Source organism: Streptomyces sp. NPDC057136 (assembly GCF_042670885.1).
Classification (GTDB): Bacteria; Actinomycetota; Actinomycetes; order Streptomycetales; family Streptomycetaceae; genus Streptomyces.
Genome location: NZ_JBHUUV010000004.1, coordinates 15,158 through 40,520, shown reverse-complemented (window position 1 = coordinate 40,520; position 25,363 = coordinate 15,158). Strand labels below are relative to the sequence as shown.

At 68.4% G+C, this 25,363-nt stretch carries 19 protein-coding genes and 2 pseudogenes; 5 read left to right on the top strand and 16 right to left on the bottom strand.

Annotated features, from left to right (window positions below):
* Nucleotides 1-321: 321 nt before the first annotated feature.
* On the bottom strand, nucleotides 322-666 hold the full coding sequence (locus ACFT7S_RS06385; protein ID WP_382727775.1) for a cupin domain-containing protein: 345 nt from the start codon (nucleotides 664-666) through the stop codon (nucleotides 322-324).
* A gap of 147 nt (nucleotides 667-813) precedes the next feature.
* Here ACFT7S_RS06385 and ACFT7S_RS06380 point away from each other — a divergent pair, with 147 nt between their 5' ends.
* The gene (locus tag ACFT7S_RS06380) at nucleotides 814-1,752 is read left to right on the top strand and encodes a GlxA family transcriptional regulator (RefSeq protein WP_382727772.1); all 939 of its coding nucleotides are present in this window, start codon (nucleotides 814-816) and stop codon (nucleotides 1,750-1,752) included.
* Nucleotides 1,753-1,836: 84 nt separating this feature from the next.
* On the opposite strand, the gene ACFT7S_RS06375 is transcribed toward ACFT7S_RS06380, so the two are convergent.
* The 3 genes from ACFT7S_RS06375 to ACFT7S_RS06365 form a co-directional block, all read right to left on the bottom strand.
* Entirely contained in the window at nucleotides 1,837-2,034 is a 198-nt protein-coding gene (locus ACFT7S_RS06375) for a hypothetical protein (protein WP_382727769.1), read from the bottom strand.
* Nucleotides 2,004-2,486, bottom strand: coding sequence for a hypothetical protein (locus ACFT7S_RS06370; protein WP_382727766.1), 483 nt, complete (start codon nucleotides 2,484-2,486; stop codon nucleotides 2,004-2,006). The genes ACFT7S_RS06375 and ACFT7S_RS06370 overlap by 31 nt, the downstream gene beginning before the upstream one ends.
* Nucleotides 2,487-2,615: 129 nt before the next feature.
* On the bottom strand, nucleotides 2,616-3,920 hold the full coding sequence (locus ACFT7S_RS06365; protein WP_382727763.1) for a YncE family protein: 1,305 nt from the start codon (nucleotides 3,918-3,920) through the stop codon (nucleotides 2,616-2,618).
* Between the two features lie 172 nt (nucleotides 3,921-4,092).
* Here ACFT7S_RS06365 and ACFT7S_RS06360 point away from each other — a divergent pair, with 172 nt between their 5' ends.
* Entirely contained in the window at nucleotides 4,093-4,437 is a 345-nt protein-coding gene (locus ACFT7S_RS06360; RefSeq protein ID WP_382727760.1) for a hypothetical protein, read from the top strand.
* A 334-nt stretch (nucleotides 4,438-4,771) separates the two neighbouring features.
* On the opposite strand, the gene ACFT7S_RS06355 is transcribed toward ACFT7S_RS06360, so the two are convergent.
* Nucleotides 4,772-5,401: a DUF1707 domain-containing protein gene (locus tag ACFT7S_RS06355; RefSeq protein WP_382727758.1), complete on the bottom strand. Its 630-nt coding sequence runs from the start codon at nucleotides 5,399-5,401 to the stop codon at nucleotides 4,772-4,774.
* Between the two features lie 423 nt (nucleotides 5,402-5,824).
* Here ACFT7S_RS06355 and ACFT7S_RS06350 point away from each other — a divergent pair, with 423 nt between their 5' ends.
* Nucleotides 5,825-6,070: a hypothetical protein gene (locus tag ACFT7S_RS06350; protein ID WP_382727756.1), complete on the top strand. Its 246-nt coding sequence runs from the start codon at nucleotides 5,825-5,827 to the stop codon at nucleotides 6,068-6,070.
* Nucleotides 6,071-6,877: 807 nt separating this feature from the next.
* Here ACFT7S_RS06350 and ACFT7S_RS06345 read toward each other — a convergent pair.
* The 6 genes from ACFT7S_RS06345 to ACFT7S_RS06320 form a co-directional block, all read right to left on the bottom strand.
* Nucleotides 6,878-7,939, bottom strand: a complete 1,062-nt coding sequence (locus tag ACFT7S_RS06345; RefSeq protein WP_382727753.1) for an aldose epimerase family protein — start codon at nucleotides 7,937-7,939, stop codon at nucleotides 6,878-6,880.
* A complete protein-coding gene (locus ACFT7S_RS06340) occupies nucleotides 7,939-8,976 on the bottom strand; it encodes a LacI family DNA-binding transcriptional regulator (protein WP_382727750.1) in 1,038 nt (345 codons plus the stop codon). Before ACFT7S_RS06340 ends, ACFT7S_RS06345 begins: the two co-directional genes overlap by 1 nt.
* 79 nt (nucleotides 8,977-9,055) lie before the next feature.
* The gene (locus ACFT7S_RS06335; protein WP_382727747.1) at nucleotides 9,056-10,105 is read right to left on the bottom strand and encodes an ABC transporter permease; all 1,050 of its coding nucleotides are present in this window, start codon (nucleotides 10,103-10,105) and stop codon (nucleotides 9,056-9,058) included.
* Nucleotides 10,102-11,100 carry an ABC transporter permease gene (locus tag ACFT7S_RS06330; RefSeq protein WP_382727744.1) on the bottom strand — a complete coding sequence of 333 codons (999 nt, stop codon included), beginning with the start codon at nucleotides 11,098-11,100 and terminating at the stop codon, nucleotides 10,102-10,104. Before ACFT7S_RS06330 ends, ACFT7S_RS06335 begins: the two co-directional genes overlap by 4 nt.
* Nucleotides 11,097-12,704, bottom strand: coding sequence for a sugar ABC transporter ATP-binding protein (locus ACFT7S_RS06325; protein WP_382727741.1), 1,608 nt, complete (start codon nucleotides 12,702-12,704; stop codon nucleotides 11,097-11,099). Before ACFT7S_RS06325 ends, ACFT7S_RS06330 begins: the two co-directional genes overlap by 4 nt.
* A 101-nt stretch (nucleotides 12,705-12,805) precedes the next feature.
* Nucleotides 12,806-13,891 carry an ABC transporter substrate-binding protein gene (locus ACFT7S_RS06320; RefSeq protein ID WP_382727738.1) on the bottom strand — a complete coding sequence of 362 codons (1,086 nt, stop codon included), beginning with the start codon at nucleotides 13,889-13,891 and terminating at the stop codon, nucleotides 12,806-12,808.
* A 607-nt stretch (nucleotides 13,892-14,498) separates the two neighbouring features.
* On the opposite strand from ACFT7S_RS06320, the pseudogene ACFT7S_RS06315 reads away from it, so the two are divergent.
* Nucleotides 14,499-14,774 (top strand): annotated as a pseudogene (locus tag ACFT7S_RS06315) (glycoside hydrolase family 2); the annotation flags it as partial.
* A 157-nt stretch (nucleotides 14,775-14,931) separates the two neighbouring features.
* On the opposite strand, the gene ACFT7S_RS06310 reads toward ACFT7S_RS06315, so the two are convergent.
* From ACFT7S_RS06310 to ACFT7S_RS06290, 5 genes and pseudogenes are all read right to left on the bottom strand, one after another.
* Nucleotides 14,932-18,258, bottom strand: coding sequence for a LamG-like jellyroll fold domain-containing protein (locus ACFT7S_RS06310; protein ID WP_382727735.1), 3,327 nt, complete (start codon nucleotides 18,256-18,258; stop codon nucleotides 14,932-14,934).
* Between the two features lie 183 nt (nucleotides 18,259-18,441).
* Nucleotides 18,442-20,880, bottom strand: a complete 2,439-nt coding sequence (locus tag ACFT7S_RS06305) for a GH92 family glycosyl hydrolase (RefSeq protein WP_382727733.1) — start codon at nucleotides 20,878-20,880, stop codon at nucleotides 18,442-18,444.
* Between the two features lie 269 nt (nucleotides 20,881-21,149).
* Nucleotides 21,150-21,302, bottom strand: a pseudogene (locus ACFT7S_RS06300) (thiamine pyrophosphate-dependent enzyme); the annotation flags it as partial.
* A gap of 163 nt (nucleotides 21,303-21,465) precedes the next feature.
* On the bottom strand, nucleotides 21,466-22,203 hold the full coding sequence (locus ACFT7S_RS06295; protein WP_382727730.1) for a MerR family transcriptional regulator: 738 nt from the start codon (nucleotides 22,201-22,203) through the stop codon (nucleotides 21,466-21,468).
* Between the two features lie 40 nt (nucleotides 22,204-22,243).
* Complete coding sequence (locus ACFT7S_RS06290) at nucleotides 22,244-23,155, bottom strand: alpha/beta fold hydrolase (protein WP_382727728.1); 912 nt, start codon at nucleotides 23,153-23,155, stop codon at nucleotides 22,244-22,246.
* A 501-nt stretch (nucleotides 23,156-23,656) separates the two neighbouring features.
* On the opposite strand from ACFT7S_RS06290, the gene ACFT7S_RS06285 reads away from it, so the two are divergent.
* Nucleotides 23,657-25,342, top strand: coding sequence for a ribonuclease J (locus tag ACFT7S_RS06285; RefSeq protein WP_382727725.1), 1,686 nt, complete (start codon nucleotides 23,657-23,659; stop codon nucleotides 25,340-25,342).
* The last annotated feature ends 21 nt before the right edge of the window (nucleotides 25,343-25,363 follow it).

Sequence of the window (25,363 nt, the reverse complement as noted above, 5' to 3'; positions counted from 1 at the left end):
CGCGCTCCGGCTGACGCGGTCCCACTCCTCCATGGATTGCTCGATGAGGCGGTTCGCTTGCTCCTGTACGCCGTCCAGGAAAGCCATAAGGAGATCCCGGCGTGGCGCAGATCGTATGGCCGCTTGGCCAGTCTCGAGGCCAGCTCCGTGCGGGTCAGGACGTACTTCCGTGCTCGTGACCAGGTGAGCCCGTCGGCCGCCGCGTCCACGTAGTTGCCCGCCTGGTTTCGGAACAGCCGGTCGTCCGGTGCCACACCGAATCGCTCGATGTGCGAACGGAGTCTGATCCGGGATGGTCGACTGCCGGAGCAGCCTGTCCGCTCAGGCCCTAAGGGCGTGTCCAGTCGTTGCGTCCACGTGATCGGGGATCTCATCGTGGCGGTCGCCCACGGTTGGTGTCCCAGTCGGCTCGAACATGAGGATCGCGGCACCGGACGGTGCGTACGGCTTGTGCTCGCTACCTGCGGGGACGGTGAAAACCGCTCCCTTCGGAAGCAGGACTGTGCGCTCACCCTCGGGCTCCCGCAAGGAGATGTGCAGCTCCCCATCGAGCACCAGGAAGAATTCGTCGGTGTCGTCGTGGGCGTGCCAGATGTGTTCGCCTGCGACCTTGGCGATCCGGACGTCGTAGTTGTTGACGCGCGTGACGATGTGGGGGCTCCACAATGCGTTCTTTCGCCATGTGCAATTCCTAGCACTCACGCTGCCCCTGCGAAACCGCGGAGGATGAGCCCATGAGTAACCAGCCCATCCCCCTCAGCCAGGCTCTGGCCTCCTTCGAAGGCTCACGCGGTGGGCATACACCGGGTGGTCGTGATCGTGGACGAGAACTCAAACCCTTTCGAGCTCGGCTGTGCAACCGAGGTCTTCGGCCTCCGAAGGCCGGAGATCGGCCGCGTTCTCTACGACTTCAGGCTCTGCTCCCCCGAGCCTCGCACCCCGATGCGAGACGGATTCTTCACGCTCACGGGAGTCGCCGGCTTGGAAGCGGCCGATGCGGCGGATACCTTGATCGTCCGCAACCGCCCCGACGTCGAGGTGCCCCGCCGACCCGCCGTGCTCGACGCCATCCGGCGGGCGCACGCGCGTGGCGCACGCCTGATCGGCTTCTGCAGTGGCGCCTTCACCCTGGCCGAGGCAGGCGTGCTCGACGGGCGACGGGCTACCGCCCACTGGCAGTGGGCGGCTTCTTTCCGGTCACGTTTCCCTGCTGTCCACCTCGAAACAGACGTGCTGTTCGTGGATGACGGTGACATCCTCACCGCTGCGGGAAGCGCGGCCGCACTCGATCTCGGGGAGCATGTGGTGCGCCGCGACTACGGCGCCGAGATTGCCAGCTCCGTGAGTCGGCGACTGGTCTTCGCGGCGCACCGGGACGGCGGGCAGCGGCAGTTCGTGGAGCGTCCCATGCCCGACTTCCCCGACGAGTCCCTGGCACCCGTCCTGGCCTGGGCGCAGGAACGGCTCGACTCACCGCTCGCGGTGTCAGACCTTGCGGCCCAGGCGGCGGTCAGCCCGGCGACGCTGCATCGTCGCTTCCGGGCACAGCTGGGAACGACCCCGTTGATGTGGCTCACGGGGGAGCGACTTGCCTTGGCCTGCCGATTGATCGAACGAGGCGAGTCACGCTTTGAGGTGGTCGCACGGCGGAGCGGGCTGGGCACCGCTACCAACTTGCGCACGCTGATGCGCCGCGAGACGGGCATCACTCCATCGGCGTACAAGCGTCGGTTCGGGCCAGAAATGTATTGACGACGGGGACGTCCCCCCAACGGCTTCTGCGTACAGCCACGCTCGGGGAGTGACCGAATAGCACACGGTCAGAACACCGCCTCTTCACCAGTAGGGTCCGATTGCTCGTCGGCGGTGGATCAGCCAGGCCACCAGGAGCAGGACGGCCAGCAGCGGGGTGATGAGGAGAAGGAGTCCGCCGCCGATCCGGGGCGCGAGGGCGCCGGCGCGGCGCAAGTGGCCTGCCGAGGTACTGCGGGTGATGGCGACGGTCAGGGACGCGACACCGACGAGCAGCCCCATGCCGACCGCGTACGCGGCGAATAAGAGAATTCCCTCGCCTGTGGAGCCGCTGCGGAAGGCGGAGACGACGATGGCGAGGAAAGGGGTGACGGTGCAGCCCAGGGAGGCAGTGCCGTTGCCATGCCGAGCAGGGCCATCGAGGGGACGGAGCGGGTGACGGTGGGAGCCCGTCGCACCTTGGGTAACAGGGCGGGCAGCCGGCGGCCGGCCAAGAGCCATGCTCCGGCCGCGCCCATGAGGATGCGGAACGCGATGGTGAACCAGGGCAGATGTGCCTGGACCTGGCCGGCGACGGGCTGGATCACCAGGCCGAACACGCCGAACAGGGCGGCGAAGTCGACGGTGATCGAAGCGGTTGCGGTCAGGGCCCGGCCGACGGCGACCTTGCTGGTGAGATTGTCGTCGCCGAGGACGAGGAGGGAGAGGTAGGCGGGAGCAGAGCCAAGCCGCACGGGTTGACGGAGGCGAGGATGCCCGCGGTGAGCGCGAGGACGAGAGGAATGTCAGTCATGCCTGCGGGGGCGAGACCGGGTGCGGCGGGTTCGGGTTGGAGCGGCGTGAGAGTTGGCCTCCGAAGCGTCTCAGCCCGTGGTAGGGCCGGTCCAGTCCGTGGGGACGTGGCCGAGGCGGACCCGCTGCGGGTGGTCGCCGACGGGGATCGAGGTGACCTTCTTGCCGGTGGCAAAGTCGATCGCCGTCACCTGGTCGGTGCCGCTCTCTGACACCACGCAGTGCTTACCGTCTCCGCTGACGGTAGCCCAGTACGGCTTGGAGGCGGTGAGGAGCGGGCCCTCCTGAAGCGTCTCGCGGTTCACGACGGTGACGTAGTCGTCCATGGTCCCGGCGATGCAGAGCTTGTCGCCCTGGGGACTCATGGACATGCCGTGGTGGCGGGAGTCGTTGACGTAGGTGGTGCGTTCGTCGCTGGTGTCCGGGTTCTTCGGCAGCGTCTTCACTCGGGTGATCTTGTCGTTGTGCACGTCGTACTCGACGAAGCCGTTGAAGAAGGAGAGCTGGAAGTACATCTTCGACTCGTCGGGCGTGAAGGCAACCGGGCGCAGCGCGTCGGACAGGTCCTTGCGGCCGAAGGCGTCGAGCCGCTCGCGCATGTCGATGATCTTCTTGACCTCGAAGGTCTTCGCGTCGGCGATGGTGATGCGGCGGTCGCCCTTGGTGAAGTCCTGCCAGGGCGCGTCCATGTCGGTGTTGACCTCGCCGATGGCCATGTTCCAGAGGTACTTGCCGCCGTTGGTGTACACGTTCTCGTGCGGCTTGTCGCCCGTCTTGAAGTTGCCTGCCTCCTTGCCCGTCGCCATGTCGAGGACGTGCACGGTGTTGGAGATGGAGGAGGAGACGGCGACCTGGGTGCCGTCGGGAGAGACCGCCATGTGATCGGAGCGGAAACCGGACACCGGGAAGCGCCAGTTGATCTTGCCGCTCTCCACGTCGATGGAGACCACGTCGGCGAAACTCGGCCGGGAGGCGACGACGGACTTGCCGTCCTTCGTGGTGTACATGTCGTCGACATATTGGTCGTGGCCCTCGCCCGGGCCGAGCCGGATACCGAGGAAGAAGGCGAGCTTGACGGGATTGAGGTAGATCTCCCGCAGGCGCTCCTTCTTGTCGGGGATCATGTTGATCCGGCCGATCTTGGCGTAGTCGCCACGGGAGTTGATGACGTCGGCGGTGCCCTCCCAGTTGTTGCCGACGAAGAACACCTCCTTGAGCTCCTCCGCGGCGGCTTCCCGCACCTGCTTCGGGGTCTCGCTCGCGCCGGCCGAGCCGGGGATGGTGGGCAGTGCGCCTGCGGTCAGTCCCGCGGCGACAAGGGCGGCCGCGCCGAAGGGGCGCCGACGGCGAGGACGACGGGTGGTGGAACGCGTCATGGTGAACTCCAGAGGCAGGAGTGGGTGGCGCGCCGTCAGACGGGCCCGCATCTGTTACTGGAGGTAACGTAGCCAGGAGCGGGAAACTTGAACAGAGTCCGATCGAGATTCCTCGACGGCTGCGATCGAGCCTTCCCAACGGTTCACCACGGGCAGGCTCGCCTTAGCCGCGTTGTGCGCGACGGGCGACCTCCGGGACTGGGACGCCTACGAGGGCCTGGTCGCAGGCATCGACGAGGCCAACGCCCAGCAGGCCGCCCTGCTGGAGCAGGCCGAGCTGGCCCCGGTCACCGATCAGGACCAGTTCACCGACCCACTGGAGAAGATCACCCAGAGCATGCGGGCGCCGCGACGACACAGGAGACGCGCACGGCCCTGGAGACACTCACGGTCGGGGCCTCACGACTCCAGCAGCGGGCCGAGGACCTCAAAGCAAGATCCGGACCATTCCCGGGCCATCGACTCCGACCCGCGTACCGAGTCTCGGCGCAGAGCTCCGGCCCGCCCCGCCCAGTGAACAAGGAACTGGATCTCCGGTTCGCCGTCGGGTACGCACCGCTCGAGTTCCGCGACACGCTCCGCACTGGCCGAAGGGACCCTCGACGCCTCGCACCTCGTCACCGGGCGCGCGGGACTGGACGGCGTCGCACCCGCGTTCACCGCCCTGGCCGACCCCGAGGTCCACGCCAAGATCCTGATCGATCCGGCACTCGGTACGGACCGGATCCTGGTTCGGTGCACCCGGGCCGGTGCACTTCAATGGCGTTGCGTACGCACTGGACCGTCGAGCAGCTGCGTGGTCAATCGACTGTCCCTGATCTGCCCCGTCGTCCCGAAGGCAAGGCCGTGGGCTAGCGCAGCAGCCGCTCACCCAACGTCCGCCGTACGGGCCGCACCACGACGCGGCTGTGCATCGTCGTGCCGACCAGCTCTACGCGCAGCGTGAGCGGCGTCCCGGGGTCTGGAGCCTGACGAATCTTGATCTTGCTGTGCACCAGGCTCAGGGCACCGGCATCGACCACGATGCCCGGCTTGGTGACAAGCGTCAGCTTCTTGCCCGCCGTGTTCATGTCGATCCGCAAGGTGTCCTGCGTGATCACTGCCTGCGTGAAGTCGAGCGTCACCTCACACCACGTCGTGGCCAACTCCAGCCTCCGCGGCACCACCCAGCACCCGTCACGTTTGACAGCGCCACTGTGAATGCCCTCAATTCGCAGTACGTCCTTGACTTCCGCCACGGCCATGCCGGTCGAAGCGGACACGGCCGGCAGGTCAGCGGTCAGCGCTGCCAGTTTTTTGACGGTACGCGCCGACAGGGCAGCTTCCAGGCGCTCGTCCAACTCATCCGCGGCCAGCAGCCCGTCCCCAGCGGCAATGCGCAGCACGTCCACCACCCGGTCACGGTCGGCATGAGAGGCCCTCAGCTCGGGCGACGAGTCCGCGCCGGAGCGCTTCCCTGTGGGCGAAATCTCTCCCGACATACTTCCGTCCCGGTCCTGTCAACGTGCCTACGCGACGCGGGCAGCGGCGCGAAAAGAAGACTAACGCTATATCGCGACATGGGTCCCGGCTGGGCGGAGAGAGGTGATGGTCAGCGTCGACTCACGGCACGCCACTCACAACCTCGCGCGTCATCCCAGTAGAGCCGACCCCGACGTTCCGCACCGCCTGGAACTGATCCTCCCCGCCGGCCCGGCATCCAGCAGGCCCTCGGCACCACCCCCGCGCCGGCCACACACCACCGTCGGCACCGCCAGCGGTCAAGGCAACAGCGCACCGCACGCGGCCTCAAAGAAACGCCGTAACAGGCTCCAGCCGCCGAACCGGGCGGGCCCTCCTACCCTGCGGCCGAACACACCGAAGGTATGAGTAGGCTCGGCGACATGTGGCCTCGGGTGAACGGAATGAGAACGCTTGAACTGAGTAGCCCGGGCAGCCTTCGAGACGAACTCAACGCCCTTGTGCTTGCGGGAGGCAAAACCGCTACCGCCACCCTGCTGGCCGAGTATGTGGACGAGGCCGAAGGCGAGGGCTACACCGACCTCGCCCATTGGCGCCGTGCCCATATCGACTACTGGCAGAACCTCGAGGGGCGCAGTGTCGACGACACCACGCCCGTGGTGTGCATGCACTTCACCCGAGCGATCTAGTGTGATGCGAGATGCAGCGGGCGCGCGCAGAGTCCTGAAGCGCTCGCGGCAGACAGCCCGACTGCTCGTCGTATGCGGACCAAGATCCGGGCCATACCCGGACCAGCACCGCACAAGGTGGCTCAGAAGTCGGCGTTTTGACTGGTCAGCAGAATGACTGCCCCGTACCACCAGCAGACGAAGAACCTTCTCGTGTCGTACTCGCCGAAGAAGCTCGGCTTCTTCTATACACCGAAAAAGGGCGCCTGAACAGGTGCTTTACCTGCCAGGCGCCCTTCGTGGCACGCATCTGGGCCGTGGAGCGAGATACGAGGTAACTCCCGACATCTCTCATTCCTATCCCTCCTCCGAGCATCAGCCGGCCCCCGGTGACGAGCGCGAGCCGTACGCCGTCGCAGGACGTGGCGGCAGGGGTTGAGCACACACTTCCAGTACGACGGCAGGATTGGCGAAGTTAATCACCGTATTCTGGTGAACATTGCAATTCATGAGGGAGTATCACGAATTGCGATGAGTTGAGGGATGGGAGCAACAGTTCCTCCCGCCGAGGCACCGTGCACCACCCCCTCCGCGACACAGCGCGGTCAACTGCCCCAAGACCGGTACGGGCCGCGTCAGGCAGCATCCCGGGGGGGCGATCCGATCCTCGGCCGCCGCTGAGTGCGTAGTCACGGAACCCTCACCGTCCGGTAGCAGCCGACGTGACCGGTGTGGACGTGTCCCCCGCACGGCGTGGCGGAGGCGCGGTTCGCGTGTCCGTCACGCCTGTCGGCTCCCACCGCCCTTTCCCGCCCGGCGTGGTACCGATCAAGCTCCCAGGTGAGGGAAGCGCAGTTCGGTGCGGCTGCGCGCGGTGTCGCCGGGGCGCAGCACGGTGCTGGGGAGGTCGGGCCTGTTGGGAGAGTCGGGCAGGTGCTGGGTCTCCAGGCAGACCGATCCGTGCCGTTCGTGGCGGCGGCCGGTGGCGTCGGTGAAGGAGCCGTCAAGCTGGTTGGCGGTATAGACCTGGATGCCGGGCTCCGTCGTCCAAACCTCCAGGACGCGGGCCGCGCGGGGGGCGGTGAGCCGTGCGGCGCGGCGCAGGCCACCGGCGTCGCGAAGCACCCAGCTGTGGTCGAACCCGCCTGCGGCGCGCAGCTGTTCGTCGTCCTGGCCGAGCCGTTCGCCGAGGACGCGGGGTCCGGTGAGGTCGAAGGGGGTGCCCCGGACCTCGGCCGGAGGTCCCTGGGGGATGCCGTCGCCGTCCACCGGCACGTAGGTGTCGGCGTCGACCTCCAGACGGTGGCCGAGGACGTCGCCGTGGCCGGCCAGGTCGAAGTAGGCGTGGTTGGTGAGGTTGACGACCGTGGGCCGGTCGCTGACCGACGTGTAGTCGATGGCCAGGGTCCCGGTCGCGTCGAGGGTGTACGTGACCGTGCAGTCCAGCGCCCCGGGGAAGCCCATGTCGCCGTCGGGGCTGTGCAGGGCGAGCCGTACGGACGCGGTGTCGTCGGTGCTGTCCGCGCTCGCGTCCCACACCTTGGTGTGGAAGCCCTCGGGGCCACCGTGGAGAGCGTGGCCGTGGTCGTTGGCGGGGACGTGGTACGTGGTCCCGTCCAGGGTGAAGCGACCGTGCGCGATGCGGTTGGCGTAGCGGCCGACGACGGCGCCGAAGTACGGGTGCTTGGCCGTGTAGTCGTCGACGGTCGCCAGCGAACGGACGACCGAGGCGGTGGCGCCCGTGGTGTCGGGCACGGTGAGGCGGTGCAGCGAGGCACCGTAGGTCAGTATCTCGGCCCGGACTCCCGTACCGCAGTCGAGGGTCCACAGATGGACCGGGGTGCCGTCGGCGGATCCGAACGGTGTGCGGTGCACGGTGGGGCGTGGCATCAGAGGTCCTTGGGAAGAGCGTCGGCAGGCCCGGGTGCGGTGGATTCCCGGATGACCAGGCGGTAGCCGGGACGTGGCCTGCGCGGTTCGGTCACCGGGTCACCGGAGAGACGTTCGACAAGGCTGTCGACGGCCAGGCGTGCGATGGCTTCCTTGTCCGGGGCGATGGTGGTGAGCGTGGTGGCGCCGTAGCTGCTCTCCTCGATGTCGTCGAAGCCGACGACTGCGATGTCTGCCGGGATGCGCAGCCCGCGTGCCGTGATGGTCCGCATCGCGCCGATGGCGATCAGGTCGTTGTACGCGAACACGGCGTCGGGCCGTTCGCCCCGGTCCAGGAGGGCCGCCATGCCGGCGGCGCCGTCCTCGCGGCCGTAGCCGTCGGTGACCACGACCAGGTTCTCGTCCGGGGTGATCCCCGAGGCGGCGAGCTCCTCGCGCCAGCCGCGCAGCCGCAGGTGTGCGGGCTGGCGTTCGCGGCCGGTGCGTGATCCGAGGAAGGCGATCCTGCGGTGGCCGTGGTCGATGAGGTGGCGCACGGCGTCGCGGGCGGCGGCCACGTTGTCGATGGCGATGTGGTCGTACGGGGCCTCGTACTCGCGCTCGCCGAGCAGGACCAGCGGCGCCGTCTCGGTGCGCGCCATGAGGTCCTCGGTCTCCAGATGGATGGGGCTGAGGATGAGACCGTCGATCACGTGGGACCTAAATCCCTGGCTGACCAGCAGCTCCTTCTCCCTCAGACCGGCGGTGTGGTCGACCAGGACGGTGTAGTCGTGCCGGGCGGCCGCGTCGACGACCGCTCCGGCGAGCTCCGCGAAGTACGGGTTGCCGAATTCGGGGACGGCGAGGGCGATGATGCCGGTGCGTCCCTTGCGCAGGTGGCGTGCGGTGAGGTTCGGCCGGTAGCCGAGCTCGTCGATCGCCAGTTGCACCTTGGCGCGCATGGCGGGTGTGACGTGCTGATAGTTGTTCACCACGTTCGACACGGTCTTGATGGACACGCCCGCCCGTTGCGCAACGTCCTTGAGGCTGACGCCCACGGCACTCCTTGGCTCGACTCGGCTCTTAGGGTCGGTGGCTCTGTTCGGCACAGCTGGTTCGCGGTCAGGTGGTTCGCGGTCAGGTGGTTCTGCGACTGCGCGCCAGATAACGCTGGGCCACCACGACAACGATAAGGAAACCCCCGCTGACCACCGACTGGTACGAGGAGTTGAGCGAGCCGATCTGGTTGATCAGGTTCTGGATGACGGCGAGCAGCAGGACCCCCCAGAGGGTGCCGCTGATCGAGCCCGCTCCACCGATGAGCAGCGTGCCGCCGATGACGACGGCGGAGATGGCATCGAGCTCCATGCCGACGCCGACGATCGTGACGCCGGATGACAGCCTCGCCGCGCTGAGCGCACCGGCGAGTCCGGCCAGCAGGCCGCTGAGCGTGTAGACGAGGATCTTGGTGCGGGCGACGGGGAGGCCCATCAGGGTGGCCGCGTCGCTGCTGCCGCCGACGGCGAAGAGCGTCTGCCCGAACGAGGTGCGCTGCACGACGAGTCCGCCGGCGCCGAAGAGGACCAGGGCGATCAGGATCGGGTAGCCGAATCCCCAGACGCTGCCCTGGCCCAGCTCGCCGAAGGCGGAGTCCTTGGGCACCAGGTAGGTGGTTGCGCCCTCGTCCGTGAGGGCGAGCAGCAGGCCCCGGGCGCCGAGCAGGGTGGCGAGCGTGACGATGAAGGGGGCCATGTTCCCCCGGGCGATCAGGAACCCGTTGAGCAGGCCGATCGCCCCGCACACGGCGAGGGGGACGAGCAGTGCGGCGAGGAACCCGTACTGCGACGCCCAGGCGGCGAGGACCCCGCCCAGGGCGAAGACCGACCCGACGGACAGGTCGATGCCGCCGGTGATGATGACCATGGTCATGCCGAGCGCGACCACGGCGAGGAACGACGCCTGGATGGTCACGCCGCGGGCGTTGTCCAGCGAGGCGAAGGTCGGGTAGATGAAGGAGGCGGCGATCACCACGGTCAGCAGGACCGCGAGTACGCCTTGGCGCTGCAGGAGTTCGGCGGCACGCTGCCGGTCCGTCGGCCCGGCGGCCGCGGCGGGGCGGGGCGATGTCGTCTTCCGCGGCGTCGGCGCGGGCGCCGGAACGGTGCGTGTGGGTGAGGTTTCGTTCATCGGGACCGACGCTCCCGTGCGACGTAGACGGCGGCGATGATGATGGCCGCCTGGGCGATCTGTGCGGTGGAGTCGGGCAGGTCGTGCTTGACGAGGGTGGCGCGCAGGAGCTGCATCAGCAGGGCGCCCGCCACGGTGCCGAGCACACGGACGGAGCCTCCGTTCAGGGGTGTGCCGCCGACCACGACCGCCGTGATGGCGGAGAGTTCCATGAGGGTGCCGAGCGAGGACGGGTCGCTCGCGGTGAGCCGGGCCGTGGCCAGGATGCCGGCGAGGGCGGCGAGCACCCCGCAGAGCACGTACACGCCGATGAGGACCCGTTTGACGGGGAGGCCCGCGAGGGCGGCGGCGGAACGGTTGCCCCCGACCGCGACGATCTGCCGGCCGAAGGTGGTGCGCTGCACCAGGAAGGCCACCGCGACGGCGAGTACCGCGGCGATCAGGACGACCAGCGGGATGCCGAGGAAGGAGCCGGTTCCCAGCGACAGCAGGTCGGGGTTGACGATCTGCTTGAGCTGGCCGTCGGCCATGACCAGGGCCAGTCCGCGGCCGCCGACGAAGAGGGCGAGCGTGGCCACGATGGGCTGCAGCCCGATGAGGGAGACCAGACAGCCGTTGACGGCTCCGACGACCGCGCCGGCCAGAAGCGAGACGACGAGCGCGGGCACGAGCCCGTAGCCGAGGTAGAGGGGCAGGAAGGCGGCGGCGAGCGCCATCGTCGAGCCGACGGACAGGTCGACGCCCTCGGTGCCGATGACCAGGGCCATGCCCAGGGCGACGATGACGATGGGGGCGACCTGGACGAGCTGGGTGCGGAAGTTGTCGGCGGTCATGAAGTGGTCGGTGAACAGCGCGTTGAAGAGCAGCAACACCGCCACGGCGACGTACACGCCGTACTCCTGGTACCAGGCCGGATCACGGAGCCGCGCCAGCGGGGAGGTGGGCGTGCCGGGCCTGGCGGGTCCGGCGGGCGGGGATACGGTGGTCGAGGTCATCGGGAGTCCTTCTGAGCGGCCGGGGACTTGTCCTCCGGTGCCGGTGCGTGGTCGGCGAGCACTTCGAGCAGCCGGTTCTCGGCCACCTCGTCGCCCGCCAGTTCGCCGGCGACGGCTCCGCCGCGCAGGACGACGATCCGGTCGGCGCCCTCGATGAGTTCCTCGATGTCGGAGGAGATGAGCAGGACGGCCAGGCCGTCGCGGGCGAGGTCGTCGATGAGGCTCTGGACCTCGGCCTTCGCGCCCACGTCGATGCCACGGGTGGGTTCGTCGAGCAGCAGGACCTTGGGGTCCAGGCAGAGCCAGCGGGCCAGGAGAACCTTCTGCTGGTTGCCGCCGGAGAGTTCGCCGACCTTCTGTTCGGGGCTCGACGCCTTGATCCGCAGGCGCTTCATGAAGATGTCGACGACCCGGTCCTGCTTCGCGCGGGAGACGATACCGGCGCGGGACAGGCGCGGCATGGCGGCCAGCACGATGTTCTCGCGGACCGAGAGGCCGGGAACGATTCCCTCGGCCTTGCGGTCCTCGGGCAGCAGGCTGATGCCGGCCCGGATGGCGGCGGCCGGCGTGAGCCGCTTCAACGCGGTCCCGTCCACGGTGAGTTCGCCCGAGTCCAGCGGCAGCGCACCGGACAGGGCCTTCGCCGTCTCGCTGCGGCCCGAGCCGAGAAGGCCACCGAGTCCGAGCACCTCACCCGCGTAGAGCGACACGGATATGTCGTGGAGCTGGAGGCGGCTGGTGAGCCCGGTCGCGGTGAGGACGGGCGTACGGGCGGCTTCGTGACCCTTCGCGGCGAAGCTGGTGACGCCCGAGCGGCGCACCTCGGCCAGGTCGCGGCCGAGCATCATCGACACGAGCTGCATCCGGTCGAGGTCGGCGAGGTCGCCGGTGTGGATGTGGCAGCCGTCGCGCAGGACGGTGACGCGGTCGCAGATCCGGTAGAGCTCGTCCATGCGGTGGCTGACGTAGAGCACGGCGATGCCCTGGTCACGCAGGTTACCGATGACCCGGAAGAGGGTCTCCACCTCGCGCGGTTCGAGCGAGGAGGTGGGCTCGTCCATGATGACGACCTGGGCGTTGACGGAAACGGCCCGGGCGAGGGCGACCATCTGCTGCGTACCGATGCCGAGGGTGTGCAGGGGGCGGCGCGGATCGACGGGTACGCCGAAGCCGTCGAGCAGTTCACTCGTCTCCCGGTGCATGCGGGCGAAGTCGATGAGGCCGACGCGATTCCTGGGTTCGCGGCCGAGGAAGATGTTGCGCGCCACGCTCATCAGCGGGACGAGGTTGACTTCCTGGTAGATCGTGGAGATACCGGCCTGCTGCGCCTCGAAGGGCCGGGCGAACCTGACCGGTTCGGCGGCCATCCGCAGTTCGCCCCCGTCGGGCCGGTACACACCGGTCAGCACCTTGATGAGGGTGGACTTGCCGGCGCCGTTCTCCCCGACCAGTGCGTGGGTCTCTCCCGCGCGCAGGGAGAAGGAGACGTCGTCGAGGGCGACGACGCCGGGGAACCGTTTGCTCACCGAGCGGGCTTCGAGCACGACGGAGGCCGTGGCCGCGGCCTCCGCAGGTGCCTGAGGTACTGCTTCGGGTGGTGCCATGAGTCTTCTTGGCCTTCCGCTGTCCAAGGGGGAGGGCCCGGGAGCCGCCGTGGCCTGGTGCGAGCGCCACGGCGGCGGGGGCCGTTGGGTTCAGGAGCGGATCAGTACGCCCCGCCGAGCGATTCCTTGGCGTTGGTCTCGTCGTAGGCGCGGTCGGTGATGATGACGTTCTCGGGGATCTCCTCGCCGCCGTAGAACTTCTGGGCGGTCGCGAAGGCCAGCGGCCCGAAGCGCGGGTTGGACTCGATGACGGCGTTGTACTCGCCGTTGACAAGGGCCTGCACTGCGTTGCGGGTACCGTCGATCGAGACGATCTTGACGTCCTTGCCGGGCTTCTTGCCGGCCGCCTTCAGCGCGGTGACCGCACCCAGGCCCATCTCGTCGTTCTCCGCGTAGACCGCGGTGATGTCCGGCTTGGACTGGATGAGCTGCTCCATGACCTGCTGGCCCTTGTCGCGGGCGAACTCGCCGGTCTGCTGGGCAACGATCTCGATGCCGGGGGCCTTGGCCTCGATCTGGTCGACGAAGCCCTTGGTGCGGTCGGTGGTCACGTTGTTGCCGGAGGCGCCGAGGAGAATGGCGACCTTGCCCTTGCCGTCGGTGGCCTTGATCATCGCGTCGGCGGCACGCTTGCCCTGCTCGACGAAGTCGGAGCCGAGGAAGGCCACATAGTCCTTGCACGCCGTGGAGTTGACCTTGCGGTCGATGGTGAGGACGGGCACCTTCTTCGCCGCGGCGGCCTTGAGCGCGGGCTCGAGGCCGTCGGAGTTGAGCGGGGCGATGATGAGGAACTGGGCGCCCTGGGAGAGCATGTCCTGGATGTCACTGATCTGCTTGGGCAGCTGCGACTGCGCGTTGGTGGTGAGCAGCTTCTTGACGCCGATCTTCTTGGCCTCGTCCTTGATGGACTGCGTCTCGGCGATACGGAAGGGGTTGGCTTCCTTCTCGGACTGGGAAAAGCCGACCACCGCGTCCTTCAGGTCGAGCTCAGGTGCGCCGTAGGTCTGCAGCGAGCAGCCGGCACCGGAGCTGGTCTCGGGCGTCTTGGCCGCCTGAGCTCCCTGGCTGCTGTCACCGCCCGCGGTGTCCGTGGCCTCCGACTTCGAGCAGCCGGAGGCGGCCAGCGTGGCGGTTGCGGCGAGCAGGCAGGCCGCGGCGAGGGTACGGGATCGACGCTGAGTCATCATGCGCGGGACGCTCCTTGGCGGGATGACGGCACGCCGTTCGGCGCGCGGTCGGGCAGGGCTGGACGATGCATCGGCCGCTCGGCGGCATATGGCACTGCATTCCTCACGACCCGCTTCCAGCTGGGAAAACTCTGGTCGCAAGAGCCTGTGCGGCCTCTCGGCGGCTCGGTTTACAACGTTATATAGGCGGGGTGGCGTCGGCGGCAAGGGAGTTGTCGTTGCGTTTCCAAAATGTGTCGCCCCGGGCCCCTGCCTCCTGGCGCCGGCTGCCGGGCCGTCCCGGCGCCAGGTACTGCGCCACCTCTGGACACCGCTTGACCGCGTGCTGTCATACCGCCGACATCAATTTTCCAACGTTGAAAGCGAGGGGTGTGCCGTCGGCCCGGAAGCGACGGTCACCTTCGTCAGGCACCGGCCCGGTCCGGGCCGGTCTCCTCTCCCTGTCCGGCAGAGCAGAAGCGGAACCCCACGATGTCCCTGAACCGCAGACAACTCATGACCGGCGCCCTGGCCACCGCCGCCGCGGCCACCGCGAACGGCCGCTGGGCCACCACCGCGACCGCCTCAGGAGGAATAGCGGCCGCAGCGCGCGGCGGCCACTATTCGTATGCCCGGCCGCAGGTCGTGGTGGAGACGCTTAACCGCCGGCACGGGGCTGCTGGCCCTCGTCGCAACCGCGCTGGCCGGTGCCGGCGCGCCCTCCGTCCAGGCCGCGACCTCGGCCTGGACGCCGAAGCCCTCCCCGATGACCACCCCGTGGACCGGCCAGCTTCCCGTGGACAAGCCGCTTCCGGAATACCCCCGCCCCCAGCTCACCCGCCCGGACTGGGCGAATCTCAACGGGATATGGGACTTCGCGGTAACCGGCCGCGACGCCGGACAGAGCACCGGGGGCGACCTCTCCCCCGTGTGACCGGCCTGGGGCCTCTCGCCGTCCTGCCCGGCCGGGGCCCGTGGGCACCGGCGCGCACCGGACAGGCCGGACTCCCGGCAGCGCGGGCTCGCGCACACTGCCGGGAGCGGTCCTGGGCGCTTGAGTCCTACGGCTGTTCGCCGTCGTGGAGTGCGGTCACCTCATGGTCGGTCAGCGCCTTGTCGTACACCCGTACCTGATCGATGGAGCCGTTCCAGAAGTCGGTGTTGCCGCCCGACCACCTGGCGCGGCCCACGGAGAGCGCGCCGGTGCTGACATCGGCGGACCCGGCCGCGGCGGTGGCCGCGAGCTTGCCGTCGACGTACAGCTTGATCTGGTCGCCGCTGCGCACGCCGACGAGGTGGTACCACTGGCCGGGCTCGGGCGTCACTTCGAGCCGGGCCCGGTTGCCGCCGGGCGTGGAGAAGGCGAACGCGCCCTGTCCGTACTGGAGGTAGAACGGGTTCTCCGTGCGGCGGCCGTCCTGGCTCACGACGGTGGCGTAGTTGCCCGGGCGCGCGTCCAGGGACGCCCAGGCGGACACGGTGTAGTCACCGGTGGTGTCGACCACCGGGCCGCTCGTCTCGGCGTACTGTCCCTTACCGTCGAACTTCAGGGCCGAGCCGTGCACCCCCGCCGTCCAGGACGCGCCCGCCGTGAGGGTGAGGTCCTTGCGATTGGGCCCGCTGTCGGCCGCCGTGGTGCCCTTGTTCTCGTCGAGGGACCAGGCGCCGCCGCCCTTGACCGCGTCCCGCTCACCGGCGGCGGCACCCGCCGCGATGACCTCTTCGTTGATCCTCCGCACCTGTGCCTGGTCGACCTTGATGTCCCGGCGGTCGTACGTCCAGAGCCCGTTGAGCTCGTTCTCGAGGTCGGTCACCTGGGTGTAAACGGATCCGGAGAGCTCGGCGCCGGCCGCTTCCAGGTAGTACTTCCGGGTGTTCTCGACGTACTTGGCGGTGAGGGCGGCCTTGTCGGCGACGCCGCTGTAGATCACCGTCGGGGTGCCCGGCCACATGTGTCCGGGGGTGCGCAGGGTGAAGCCGCCGTGTTCCCCGTCCATCGCGGCCCGGTGGTCCGGGAAGGGGGCGTCGGTGTTGTTGTAGTCGTGGTGATCGATGATGTCGCCCTTGCCGCTGTCACCCTTGGAGTTGCAGCAGTTGACGCCGCTGTGGGCGTTGACGACCCGGGAGGGATCGGCAGCCTCGACGGACTCGGTGATCCGGCCGGTCTCGGTGCGGTCCCACTCGCCCCAGCCCTCGTTGAAGACGATCCATCCGCCGATCGAGGGGTAGTTGTGCAGCTGTTCCATCATCTCGGCACCCTGGTCGAGGAAGGCCTTGTGGCCCTTCTCCCCCGTGAGGTCGCCGGAGACGAAGTCCTGCCACACCAGGAGACCCAGCTGGTCGGCGTGGTAGTACCAGCGGGCGGGCTCGACCTTGATGTGCTTGCGTACGGCGTTGAAGCCGAGGTCCTTCTGCGTCTTGAGGTCGAAGACGAGGGCGGCGTCGCTGGGCGCGGTGTTGAGCCCGTCGGGGTAGAAGCCCTGGTCGAGCTGGGCGAGGGAGAAGAACGGCTTCCCGTTGAGGACCAGTTTCGGGTAGCCGCCGACCTTCTCGACGCCGAAGGACCGCATGCCGAAGTAGCTGTCGACGGTGTCCTTCGACCTGCCGTCCCGCAGAGTGACTTCGAGGTCGTAGAGGTAGGGGTCGTCCGGCGTCCAGAGGTGCTGCTTCGCGACCGGCAGACTCAGCTCACGGTTGGCCGGTCCGGTGACACGGCCGACGACCTTGCCCTTCTTGTCACGCGCGACGGCGGTGATCCGGGCGGCCCCGGTCGCGTCCTCGGAGTTGACCGTCAGAGCCAGTCGTCCCTTGTCGATGTCGGGTGTGGTCTTGAGGGAGTCGACCGCGGCGGGGGCGACGGGCTCCATCCAGACGGTCTGCCAGATGCCGGAGGACGCGGTGTAGAAGATGCCGCCGGGGTTGCTGGACTGCTTGCCCGTGGGCTGGTCGCGTCCGGTGGTGTCGGTGACCGCGACGACGATCTCCTGAGGGCCGCTGCCCTTGACGGCGTCGGTGATGTCGGCACTGAAGGCCGTGTACCCGCCGGTGTGCTCGGCCACCTGCTTGCCGTTGACCCACACCCGTGCCTGGTAGTCGACGGCGCCGAAGTTGAGCTTCAGGCGCTTCGCGCTGCCGCCGCTCTTGCCGACCGACCAGCTCTTGGGCACGGTCACGAGCTTGCGGTAGAACATGTGGTCTTCGTGGCTCTCGAGTCCGGACAGCTGCGACTCGACGGGGAACGGCACGGTGATGCGCTCGTCGAGCGACTTGCCGAAGACCGGCTGCTCACCCGCGGTCGCCCCGGCGAACTCCCACGGTCCGTTCAGGTTCTTCCACTGGTCACGCACCTGCTGCGGGCGGGGATATTCGGGCAGCGGGTTCTGCCGGTCGAGCTTCTCGCCCCACGGGGTGAGCAGCCTCTGCGTGGAGAGGTTCTTGGCCCTGCGGCTGATCTCCGGGACGGTCTCGTCGCCGTTTTTCAGGCCACCCTCACCGTCGTACGCCACGCGGACCTGCTGGTCCTTCTGGATGGGCTCGGCAAGGGTGACGAGAAGCGCGTTCGGGTTGTCGGACGCCCTGGTGACCGACGTGACCGGCATCGGCGTGGTGTCCGCCTCGATCACGAGGTGGTCCTTCACGCCCTCTACGTCCGCCACCTCGCCTGCGAAGGTCGCCTGCAGTTTCCGGCCGTCCTCGGCGGCGGTCAGGGCGACGGGGTAGACCTCGAAGTCGGCCGGCGGGGTGAAGGCGGACTCGGGCACAATCTGTTTGGCGAGTTCCGGGCTCGACCAGCGCAGGAACATGTTGGCCCCGCCGATGTCCTGGAACATCTCCAGCCGGAACTCGTGGGGTTCGCCGGCGTTCAGCGCGACCGGCTTGCTGGTCTGCTCCTTGTCCCAATCGGGAACCCAGTGGTCGATGACCGGCTTGTCGTCGATGAAGAGACGGAAGCCGTTGTCACCGATGGCCGCGAAGGTGTAGTCGCCCGTCTCGGGGGCCTCGATCTGTCCGGTCCAGCGAGCGGTGGTGTGCTCGGTCTTGCCGGTGGCGGACTCGAAGGCGCCGGTCAGCCCGGGAAAGTTGATCTCCGGGTCGAGTGCCACACCGCCCAGTTCGGCGAAGTCGCGTGCGCCCGGAGCGGACATGGCGAAGTACTCGCCCTTGAGGCCGTTCACCTCTATGGAGGGGTCCTCCGTCACGAAGGCGGAGGCGGTGGTGGCGCCGGTGGGAGGGGCTGCAGCGGCGGCCGGGATCAGTGTGGCTCCGAGGGGGAGCAGAAGCGCTGCCGTACAGGCGAGGGTCCTGAACAACGTGCGGGGGCGGGCTGGTTGTCGTCTCAAGGCGTCGTCCTCATCGAAGAAGCCGGAGTGCCTCGACCCGCGAGGCACTGCACATGGACGAACATTGAGCCACAGTCCCAAACACCTGACTACGGTCATGCACGGAGAATTTTCAACGATAGAAAAATGAGACCGCTTCCAGCCCCCCGGCCCGGCGGGGAGCCGGCGTCCGGGCCCCGGCGAGCGTTCGCGTACCGCTCACCGGGGCCCTGGGCACCTTTTGGCAGCGTCCTACTGCGGCAGACCCGCAGGTCCGGTGGCCCAGTCGGTGTTCGGCTGTGCGGCGAGCCGGTAGGTCAGCGACCCGCCCCGGGTGACCAGCCGGTCATCCGTCCACGACCGGTCGTGGGTCCGCCCGTCGACGCGCACCGCGCCGATGTACGGACGTGTCGATCCCGCGTCCGGAGCGCTGATGGTGATGTCGCCTCCGCGCGGCCGATCGAGCACCGCCCGAGGGAACAGGGGTGTGCCCAGCAGCATGGTGGCGCTGCCCGGTGTGCGGGGATACAGTCCCAGCGCCGAGAAGACGTACCAGGAGGACATCGTGCCCAGATCGTCGTTGCCGGGGAGCCCGCGCGGGCCCGTGCCGTAGACGGTGTTCACGATCTCGCGCACGGTCTCCTGGGTCTTCCAGGGCTGCCCCAGCGCGTTGTACAGCCACGGGGCGTGGATGCCGGGCTCGTTGGTCGGGTCGTAGCGCAGCGCGTCGCCGCCCTTCACGGACCAGGATCCGTCCGCCTTGTGGAAGAAGGCGTCGAGCCGCTTCGCCGCGATGTCACGGCCTCCCATGGCATCGGCGAGCCCTTGCACGTCCTGCGGAACCATCCAGGTGTACGTGGCACTGGTGCCCTGGGCGAAGCCCCGGTCGCTGCCCGGACCGAACGGGGTCAGCCAGGAGCCGTCGAGGTTGCGGGCCTGGATGTAGCCGGTCGTTCCCGCGCCGTCGCTCGCCTCCGGGTTGAACACGTTGCGCCACCAACGGCCGCGCTCCTCGAAGGCGTTGGCCTCCTCGTCCCGGCCGAGCAGCCTGGCCCAGCGGCCGAGCGCGTCGTCGGCGACCGCGTCCTCCAGGGTCTCGGCCGCGCCGCCCCAGCAGTGACAGACGTCCTGGGCCGCGTAGTGGGACTCCAGGTACTGCGCCAGATTGGGCCGCTGCCCGGTGCACTGTCCGGGACATCCGGCGTCGTTCAGTCCGTCCGGGTGGGGCACGGTGGCCTGGCGGGCCAGGGACTCGAAGGCGCCCTCGTAGTCGAAGTTGCGTACGCCCATCGCGTAGAAGGTGGCGAGGGTGGCCGCCGAGGGATCGCCCGTCATCACGTGCGTGGCACCGTTGACGTGCACCCACCGGTCCCAGACGCCGCCGTTCTGCCGGGCGAAGTTGTACAGCGACTGCGCGAAGTCCCCCGCTATCCGCGGTTTGAGGAGCGCGAGGAGCTGAATCTGGGCGCGATACTGGTCCCAGCCGGAGAAGTTGCTGTACTGGGCCCCCTGCCCGCGCGTCACACGGTGCGGCCTGCCGTCCATGCCCGGATAGCGGCCGTCGGTGTCGCTGATCAGATTCGGCTGCATCAGCGAGTGGTACAGCGCGGTGTAGAAGGTGGTGCGTTGATCCCCGCTGCCGCCGCCGACACGTACGGAGCCGAGCTCGCGGTCCCACGCGCGGGACCCGGCCCCGGCCACGTCGTCCACGCTCGCCCGGGGTGCGATCTCCTTACGGAGGTTGGCCTCGGCGCCCTCCTGGCTCACGTAGGAGATGCCGATGCGCATGCTGACGTCGACGTCGGTGGCGGTGTCGAAGCCGACCCAGCCTCCGGACCCCCTTCCGGCCCGGGCGGCGCCGGTGGCGTATCCCTCGCCGCCGCTCCCGGTGGTCGCACCCGGCGCGAGGGCGCCGTCGCGCCAGGTGCCGGTCGAGGCGAAGTCACGGTCGAAGGACGCACTGAAGTAGAGCCGGTAGTAGCTCTTGCGGTTGTTGGTACCGCCGTTGGCCCGCCGACCGCAGAACGCCCCGGTGAGCACCGAGCCCGCCACTTTGCGGTGCGCGGTGTCGATCTCGATCTCGGCGTCCTCGCTGCCGTTTAGGGAGTTGGACACCCGGAAGAGTAGGTTGGCGGGCCTGCCTGCCGGGAAGCCGAAGTCGGCGACGCCCGCGCGCTCACTCACCGCCAGGTCGGCGGTGGCGCCGGAATCCAGGCCGACGGTGTAACGGCCGGGTACAGCACGCTCGTTGTCGTGCGAGAAGTTCGAGGCGTAGACGGCGTCCTTGGTGTCGGCGGACGGCGAGGACGTGACGTCACCGACGAACGGCATGATCGGCACATCACCGGCGGCGCCCGGATTGCACCCGGCGCCGTTGACGTGGGTGAGGCTCAGTCCCCGCATCCGGGTCGCCCCGTACTCGTAGCCGTTGGCCGCTCCGGTACTGGTCTGGTCGCCCGTGGTGCTGGTCGGCGACCAGGCGATCATGCCGTACGGGAGCGTGGCACCGGGAAAGGTATTGCCTCCGTTCGCGGTGCCGATCAGCGGGTCGACGTAGGCGGTGGGCCGTGTGACGAGCGGGTCGGCCTGGGCGGCCGGCGGCATGACGGCGCCGGCGAGCGCGCCGGTGAGCACGATCGCGGCGGCTCTCGCGGCGAAGCGCCTGGCCGCGCGGGACGGTCTGGACGGCATGTCTCGGATACCTCCGACGGTGGGACAACGTTGTCAGCGATGCCGGGAGGGGGGTCCGGACAGCGTTGATCGATTCGGGCCGAGCGTAGGTCCCCGCAGCGTGCGAGGGAAGGCCGCCAACCGAGGCCCACGGTGAACGAGTGGTGAACGGACACCGCCGGCCCCTCCCCTGACACCATGGAGGCTGCAGGCCAACGGCCCGGACCGCAGAGGAGAGACGTGATCCGCTGGACGTACGCCTTCATCGACCGGCCGCCGCCGCTGCCGGGCGCGCGGACGCCTTCCTGCGCCATCATCAGATAGGAGCCGTCGCCCACCATGACGAAGACCTCGCGCTCGGGGGCGGCGAGTTTGACGCCGAGCCCGCCGGCGATCTCGTAACCCATGCAGGAGTACCCGTATTCGACGTGAGGTCCTTGCGGCGAGTCTCATACCGGTCGCGTAGTTCAGCCATGGTTGGGGCGGTGGGGCCTAGGCGGCGGATGGCGCGGAAGTGGGCGGAAGTGTCGAGGAAGTTGGCATCGACAACGGAGGAGAACAGCATGCGCAGCAGGAGGTCGATGTTCTCGGGTTCTGCTGCGCCTGTCAGCTGTCGTGCCCGGCGGGTCGGCGCTGCTTCGCGCGGTGGGCGAGCGCATCGAGGATGCGTTGCCATGCCGGTGATGCCTCGGAGATCCGGGAAGAGACCAGCTTCAGGTAACCTGCCCGGTTGCTGTCTCGTTCGTGTTTGATCTCCCATGCGTCCAGGTCGTCGATGAGCCGGTCCAGGCGCGAATCGTGCGGATCCCAGTCGACTGATTGATCACAGGCGAGATACAGGCGCGTCGTCTCGGGGTCGTCGAAACCGGCGTTCTTGTCCCGTATCCGCTGCGGCATGACGTGCGGGTCCAGTGCCTGCATCAGGATCCACGAGTCCCGCTCGAGTCGTACCCTCCGTTCGCTTACCCCGAGACTGCGCATCCGGTTCAGGATGGCGACCACCTCGGGGGGCAGGACAAGCCTTTCGCCGCTGGCCAGTTCGGCGATCCTGCGGCGGTATCCGGTGAGCTGGTCGATCTTGCGCTGCAATTCGGCGTCGATGTCGGTGATGGCCGCAGCGAATTCGGTCGGCTGTGCATGCAGCAGCGCGTCGATACGGGCCAGTGGCACCCCCGCATCGGCGAGGGTCCTGATCTGGATGAGGTCCACCGCCGCTTGCGCGCTGTAGCGGCGGTAGCCGGAAGCATCGCGCTCGGGCTCGGGCAACAGGCCGACGTGGTGGTAGTGGCGAACGGTGCGAACGGTCACGCCGGCGGTTGCCGCGAGCTGGCTGATCGTGAGCACCGTCCTCCTCGGGTCTTCGTGCAACGTGGTCGTGCCGAGTCTAGGGGCGAGCTCGGTCGACGACGTCGCGGATCGCCTGGACCACGGCATCGGGCCGGTCGAAGCAGAGCCGGTGGTGGGCGGTGTCGGAGAGGATGCGTTGTTCCCCGTGCGAGACCGCGCTCACCAGGGCCGCGTCCATTCTCGTCTTGCCGTCATTCATCTCTTGCAACATCCGCTCCGACGCCAGCGCCTGCTGGGCGGGGTCGGTGCCCACCACGGAGAGAGCGACCACCGGGACGTCGGGAATGTTCGGCCCGGCCCGCAGTTCGGTGGCGAGTTCAGCCAACTTGGTGCGCTCGGCGACGCCGGAATGGATCCACTCGTCACTCTCATGGGCATCGATCAACGGTTGCCGCACGTGCTCCGGGTAGTCCGCGAGCAGCTCGTCGCGCATCTCGCGCAGGGCCGGACGCATCTGCTCGAGCTGCTCCCGATCGGGTGCCATCTGCTCGACCGCGTCCAGACCTGCCGTGGGAGGCATGAAGTCGTCCCAGTCGCGGTGGAAGGCGTCCAACCAGACCAACCCGGCCACGTCCTGCGGGTACAGCTGCGCGAACCGATGCGCGTAGAAGCCGCCGAGGGAGTGCGCCACCAAAACGTATGGGGCGGCGATGTTCTGGGCGCGCAGCAGCTCGCGGAGTTCCATGGCGACTGCGGCGGCGGTGCGCGGCAGCGGGAGGGCATCGCTGTAGCCCGTGCCGCCGCGGTCGTACACGACGGCGGTGGTGAACTGCGAAACCCCCTGCTGGACACCGAAATAGTCCAGGCCGACCGCGCTGGCGCCCGGAAGGAACACCACGGCCGGTCCGCCGCTGCCCGACCCATGCACGAAAATGCGGCGGCCGTCGATCTCCTGGAACCCTCCGACCGGCGGAGCGAGCCGAGCCGAGGAAGTGCTGTTGTTCGTCATGTGACAAGGCTCCAACCCTGACGCAGGGGCAGGGTCAATCCCTTCCGCCTCAGTACCCGAAACGTGCGCAGCTGTTCAACGCGCTGCCGTGCGGCTGATCGGAAGTTCATCGCGACGCACCTTCATGCCGCCGGCACCGACAGAAACCGGGTAGCAACGGGTGTCTGTCCCCCATGCGTCCCCTGGCGTTTCCACCCTCGACAGCCTCCCCGAGGGCCCGCCGGACACAGCGAGAGGCGCTCGGGGCCCACTTCCGTGCGCCCCGACCGCTCAGCCATGCCGCCACCGGCAAGTACCAGACGTTCGATCCGTTTCAGGTAATCGGCCAGTTGGCCGACGATGCAGCGTGCGCAGATCGCGAGAAGGGCGGGCACGCCGTTGCCCGCCCACTCGGCGACCCGCGCCGGAGAGATTCCGTTGTTGCGCCAACCCGTCAGACAGGTGTGACGGCATTGATCACGTGCCGGCGGTTTGCTGGGTACCCTCCGGTAGCGTCAGGGGATGAGTCATCCCCATCCAGAGCTGAAAACTGCCCCGCCGTTGCCCAAGGGAGGCCTCAGGGTCGTCGCCCTGGGTGGCCTGGGTGAGATCGGCCGCAACATGACGGTCTTCGAGCACGCGGGCAAATTGCTGATCGTCGACTGCGGAGTGCTGTTCCCCGAGGAGAGCCAGCCCGGGGTCGATGTCATCCTGCCGGACTTCACCTCGATCCGGGACCGCCTGGACGACATCGTGGCTGTCGTGCTGACCCATGGCCACGAGGACCACATCGGCGGCGTGCCCTACCTGCTGCGTGAGCGGGCGGACATTCCTGTCGTCGGCTCGAAGCTGACGCTGGCGTTCCTGGAGGCCAAGCTCAAGGAGCACGGCATCAGGCCGCGTACGGTCCGAGTGCGCGAGGGCGACCGACGGAGCTTCGGGCCCTTCGACTGCGAATTCATCGCGGTCAACCACTCCATCCCGGACGGACTCGCAGTCGCGATCCGTACCGGCGCGGGCATGGTCCTGCACACCGGTGACTTCAAGATGGACCAGTTCCCGCTGGACGATCGCATCACCGACCTGCGCGCCTTCGCCCGGCTCGGCGAGGAAGGGGTCGACCTGTTCCTCACCGACTCGACCAACGCCGAGGTGCCGGGCTTCACCACATCCGAGCGCGAGCTGAACCCCGCGATCGAACAGGTCCTGCGCACCGCGCCACGCCGGGTCATCGTCTCCAGTTTCGCCAGCCATGTACACCGTATCCAGCAGGTACTGGACGCCGCTCACCAGCACGGACGCAAGGTCGCCTTCGTGGGCAGGTCGATGGTCCGCAACATGGGCATTGCCCGGGAACTGGGCTATCTCAAGGTTCCTTCCGGTCTGGTGGTCAGCACCAAGGAACTTGAGAAGCTGCCGGACCACAGGATCACCCTCATCTGCACCGGCTCACAGGGCGAACCCATGGCCGCTCTCTCCCGCATGGCCAACCGCGACCACATGATCCGCATCGGCAAGGGCGACACCGTCCTGCTCGCCAGTTCCCTGATCCCGGGCAATGAGAACGCGATCTACCGGGTGATCAACGGATTGACCCGATGGGGCGCCAATGTCGTGCACAAGGGCAACGCGAAGGTGCATGTCTCCGGACACGCCAGCGCGGGAGAGCTCGTCTACTGCTACAACATCGTCAAGCCCCGCAATGTCATGCCTGTGCACGGCGAGTGGCGCCACCTGCGCGCCAACGGTGACCTGGCCATCCGTACCGGCGTGGACCCCGACCGGGTCATCCTCGCCGAGGATGGAGTCGTCGTCGACCTCGTCAACGGCCGTGCGTCGATCACCGGAAAGGTACCTGCGGGCAACGTCTACGTGGACGGCATGACGGTCGGCGGCGCCACCGAAGCCTCCCTGAAGGACCGTGTCACCCTCGCCGAGGAAGGTGTGGTCACCGTGGTGGCGATCGTCGACGCCGGCACGGGCGCCCTCGCGGAGCCTCCGGACTTCCTGGCCCGGGGTTTCGTCCACGACGACGCGACCTTCGAGCCGGTCGTCCCCGTGATCGAGAAGACCCTGGCCAAGGCCGCCGAGGAGGGCGTCGGAGACGCGCACCAGCTGGAACAGCTCATCGCCCGCGCCGTCGCAGCCTGGGCATTTCGGACCCACCGCCGCAAGCCGCTCATCATCCCAGTCGTCATCGACGCCTGACCGGCCGGAAGAACAAACCGA